A 4,274-nucleotide genomic window follows, 5' to 3' on the forward strand; every position below is an offset into this window, starting at 1 on the left:
GCGCCGGGGCCGGGGGGCCGGCCGAGCCAGCGGGCGACGGTGGGCATCAGGCCCCGGTCCACGGCGTCCACCAGGACGTCGTGGCCGACCCCGTCGAGCTGGAGGAAGACGGCGCCGGGGGTGGCCGGGCAGGGCCCGGCGGAGCGGCGGCGGCGGTCGGCGAGGCGGTACAGGCGGCGGCGGTAGGCGTCGTCGTCCCGGACGGCGAGGGCGGCACCGGTGGCGGAGGCGACGGCGGACATCACCGCGGCGACCACCACGGCGGTCTCCGGGGCGGCGGAGCCCCGCTCGACCGGGTTGAGGCGCAGGGCCAGCCACAGCAGCCCGCCGTTGAGGAAGAACACCAGCAGACCGAGGACGAGCGCGGGCACCAGCAGCAGCAGCCGCACCAGCAGAGGCCACACCAGCGCGGACAGCAGGCCGAAGGCACCGGCGCCGAGCGCCGCGGTGACCGCGATGTCGGTGGCGCTGCCGCCGTCCGCGGAGCGCAGCCGGAAGTCGGGCAGGAGACCGGCGAGCAGCAGCATGGTGAGGGTGGAGACCACCCACACGGCGACGCTCCGCCCGATCTGACTGGCGACCCGTCGCCACCGCACGCCGCCCACGCCCCGCCACACCTCGCGTCCCCGCCCGTCGTCACCGACCGGCCCTCGAAACCGGTACCCACCCTGCCACAACGGCCGGAAGGGCCGTTTTGTCCCCGCTCGGGGCGGTCCCGGCGGGGGGGTCCCTGCGGGCAGTCCCGGCCGGGGTCCCTGCGGGCGGTCCCGGCGGCTGGTCCCGGCGGGCGGTTCCGGCGGGTTCCCCGCGGGCGGGGCGGGCCGGGCGTCAGCGGCCGTCGTAGCCGGCCGTCGGCATGGACAGGCGGCGGTGGACGCGGGCCTTCATCGCCGCGTCGTAGGCGGGTTCGGGGCGGCCCACGATCTCCACGCGCACCCCGCGCCGCGCGCACTCGGCGGTGAACTCCTCGACGGAGGACAGGGCGCCGGCCAGCACCCGGCGGCTGGGGGCCACGAACAGGTCGGTGCCGGGCCGCATCCCCTCCCACAGCGCGCCGTGGTCGGGCCGCAGCCCGCGCACGAGCAGTTCCCGCACCACCACGAAGCCGCGCTCGGCGGCCCAGCGGGCGCACATGGCGTGCTGGCTGCGGGAGTCCACCAGGAACGGATCGTCGTCCAGTTCCTCCAGCGGCGTCAGACTCGCGATCGCCGTCACCCGCACCGGTCCCATGGCGCCCCCTCACCTGGCGGTTTCGTCGCCGACCCTACTCCTGCACGTACGCTTCGGGGAGTCGCGCGAAGGAGGCGGGGAAGTGCCGGTGGAGATCACCTGGTGGGGTCACGCCACTTGCACGGTCGAGGATTCGCACACGCGCGTGCTGACCGACCCGCTGTTCGCCCGCCGGCTCGCCCATCTGCGGCGCCGGCGCGGCGCGGTGCCGCCGCCCGACGCCCGGCGGGCGGACGTGGCGCTGGTGTCCCATCTGCACGCCGACCATCTGCACGTGCCCTCCCTCGCGCTGCTGGAGGAGGGCACGCTCCTGCTCGTGCCCCGGGGCGCACTCCGGGCGGTGCCGGCGCTGCGCCGGCTCACGCACCTGCGGGTGCGGGAGATGGCGCCCGGGGAGGTGCTGCCGGTGGGCGGCCTGGTGGTGCGGGCGGTGCCCGCGCGGCACGACGGCCGGCGGCTGCCGGTCGGGCGGCACGTGTGTCCGGCGCTCGGCTACGTCGTGGAGGGCGAGACGCGCACCTACTTCGCCGGGGACACCGGGCTGTTCGAGTCGATGGCCGAGGAGGTCGGTCCGGTGGACGTGGCGCTGCTGCCGGTGGGCGGCTGGGGCCCGTACCTCGGTGCGGGGCACCTGGACGCGGGGCGCGCGGCCCAGGCGCTGGCCCTGCTGGGGGCCCGGGCCGCGGTGCCGGTGCACTACGGCACGTACTGGCCGATCGGGATGGACGCGGTGCGCCCGCACGAGTTCCACTCCCCGGGCGACGAGTTCGTGCGGCTGGCCGCGGCCCGCACGCCGCGGGTGGCGGTGCACCGGCTCGGGCACGGGGAGAGCGTGCGGCTGGGGGACACCCGGTGATCCTGGCCGTCGTCCCGGCCGTGGCGCCGGAGTCCACCCAGCAGGCGATCGGCTACCCCTCGCTGTTCCTGCTGGTGCTGATCGGCGCGCTGGTGCCGGTGGTGCCCACGGGCGCGCTGGTCAGCTCGGCGGCCGTGGTCGCCTTCCACCAGACGGCGCCGTTCTCGATGGCCCTGGTCTTCGTGACGGCGGCGCTGGCGGCGTTCCTCGGCGACATGGCCCTGTACTGGCTGGGCCGGCGCGGGATGAAGTCGCGGGGCGGCTCGCGCTGGCTGGAGGCGATCCGCGCCCGGGCACCGGAGGACCGGCTGGCGCAGGCCCAGGAGAAGCTGGGCGACCACGGCGTGGCGGTGCTGGTGCTGTCCCGGCTGATGCCGGCCGGGCGGCTCCCGGTGATGCTGGCGTGCCTGCTGGCGAAGTGGCCGATGCGCCGCTTCGCCCGCGGCAACCTCCCCGCCTGTCTGGCCTGGGCGGTGACGTACCAGCTGATCGGTGTCCTCGGGGGGTCGCTGTTCGCCGAGCCGTGGGAGGGCGTGCTGGCGGCGGTCGTGCTGACGCTGCTGATCAGCGTGGCGCCGTCCCTGTGGCGCCGGCTGCGGGGGAACACCGCGGGGTGAGCCCGCCCCCGGGGTGCGGGGCGGGACCGCTCTCACGTGAGCACGCGGGAGGCCCCGACCGGCAGGTCCCACAGGTCGGTGCGGGGCAGCCCGGCGCGGGCCCAGGCCGCCCTGACCCGGGTGAGCGGTTCGAGGACCGGCTCGGCGGACAGCACGAAGGTGCCCCAGTGCATCGGCGCCATGCGGCGCGCCCCCAGGTCCTGGGCGGCCCGCACCGCCTCCTCGGGGTCGCAGTGCACGTCGCGCAGCCACCAGCGGGGGTCGTAGGCGCCGATGGGCAGCAGGGCCAGGTCGATGCCGGGGTAGCGGCGGCCGATGCGGGAGAACCAGTGGCCGTAGCCGGTGTCCCCGGCGAAGTAGACGCGCTGCCCGTCGGGCGCGGTGAGCACCCAGCCGCCCCACAGGGAGTGGCAGGTGTCGGTGAGGGTGCGCTTGGACCAGTGGTGCGCCGGGACGAAGTCGAAGCGGACCGCGTCCCCGCGCCCCGGACCGCCCCCGGGAGGCGGCAGTTCGGCGGCCTCCCACCAGTCCAGCTCGGTGACGCGGGTGAAGCGGCGGCGCTGGAACCACCGGCCGAGCCCGGCCGGCACGAACACGGGGGTGTCGCGCGGCAGCCGCCGCAGGGTGGGGGCGTCGAGGTGGTCGTAGTGGTTGTGGCTGATGACGACGGCGTCGACGCGCGGCAGGGCGTCCCAGGCGACCCCGACGGGCGTGACCCGGGCGGGGGTGCCGAGGATCCGGCGGGACCAGACGGGGTCGGTGAGCACGGTCAGCCCGCCGATGCGCACCACCCAGCTGGCGTGGCCCGCCCAGGTGACGGCGACGGTCCCGGCGTCGACGCGCGGCAGCGGGCCGGGCTCGTACGGCAGCCGGGGGATGTCCGCGAGCCCCGCGCGGTCCGGGCGCACGGCGCCCTCGCGGGCGAAGCGGGCGATGGCCTTGAGGCCGGGCAGGGGCGCGGTGAGCCGGTCGTGGAAGGTGCGCGGCCAGACCCGGCGCTCGGCGAGCGGGCGGGGTTCGGCCAGCGGTGGGTACGGCGTGGCCTGGGGTGCGCGGGCGGCCTGGTCGGGTGCGTCCCTGGCGGCGGGGCCGGTGTCCGCCCGGGGGGCCGTCGTCCGGCTCGCGGCCGTCGGGCTCGTCGTCGACTCGGACTGTCGCGTCATCGGGGGGTCTCCCATCGCCGGACGTCGTCGCGGAGGTCGTCGAGGACCGAGGTGAGGCGGTGCAGCGCGCCGCGCACCTGCGGAAGGTCCAACGGCTCGGGCGCGCCGAGGCATTCCGCCCGCTGCCCGGGGGTGTCGCCGAGCAGCGGGGCGGTGGACAGCCGCACGCGCGGTGCTTCGAGGTCGTCGCCGAAGCGGTGCCCGCCCGGGGCGGGCATGCCGATCCGGGCGGTGAGGAAGTCCTCGAGTTCCTGGGCGTCGCCGACGCCGTGGGAGGCCAGCGCGGGCGCCAGCGGGGAGAGGTCGGCGTACAGGTGCCGTCCGGCCTGCGGGGGCCGGGCGAGGACGCCCGCGCCCACGAGGGCCGTGTGGGCGGCGGCGGCCACCCGCGCGTGCAGCCGGGTCGTG

Annotated in this window: 5 protein-coding genes and 1 pseudogene; 2 read left to right on the plus strand and 4 right to left on the minus strand. The window is 77.3% G+C overall.

Going from position 1 to position 4,274, the window contains the following annotated elements; translation table 11 throughout:
• Together G3I53_RS16825 and G3I53_RS16830 are read right to left on the minus strand one after the other, a co-directional pair.
• On the minus strand, positions 1-605 hold a 605-nt coding region (locus G3I53_RS16825; RefSeq protein ID WP_343240635.1), incomplete at its 3' end, for a phage holin family protein.
• A 223-nt stretch (positions 606-828) separates the two neighbouring features.
• The gene (locus tag G3I53_RS16830; protein WP_164337604.1) at positions 829-1,230 is read right to left on the minus strand and encodes a hypothetical protein; all 402 of its coding nucleotides are present in this window, start codon (positions 1,228-1,230) and stop codon (positions 829-831) included.
• A gap of 82 nt (positions 1,231-1,312) precedes the next feature.
• On the opposite strand from G3I53_RS16830, the gene G3I53_RS16835 reads away from it, so the two are divergent.
• The gene (locus tag G3I53_RS16835) at positions 1,313-2,086 is read left to right on the plus strand and encodes an MBL fold metallo-hydrolase (protein WP_164438500.1); all 774 of its coding nucleotides are present in this window, start codon (positions 1,313-1,315) and stop codon (positions 2,084-2,086) included.
• Positions 2,086-2,703 (plus strand): VTT domain-containing protein, encoded by a 618-nt coding sequence (locus G3I53_RS16840; RefSeq protein WP_164337098.1) that lies wholly within the window; start codon positions 2,086-2,088, stop codon positions 2,701-2,703. The genes G3I53_RS16835 and G3I53_RS16840 overlap by 1 nt, the downstream gene beginning before the upstream one ends.
• Before the next feature lie 32 nt (positions 2,704-2,735).
• Here G3I53_RS16840 and G3I53_RS16845 read toward each other — a convergent pair whose 3' ends face one another.
• Entirely contained in the window at positions 2,736-3,866 is a 1,131-nt protein-coding gene (locus G3I53_RS16845; RefSeq protein WP_164438501.1) for an MBL fold metallo-hydrolase, read from the minus strand.
• Positions 3,863-4,274 (minus strand): annotated as a pseudogene (locus tag G3I53_RS16850) (pyridoxal phosphate-dependent aminotransferase); the annotation flags it as partial. The gene G3I53_RS16845 and the pseudogene G3I53_RS16850, both read right to left, overlap by 4 nt.

It is taken from the genome of Streptomyces sp. SID14436, from assembly GCF_010548465.1.
Classification (GTDB): Bacteria; Actinomycetota; Actinomycetes; order Streptomycetales; family Streptomycetaceae; genus Streptomyces.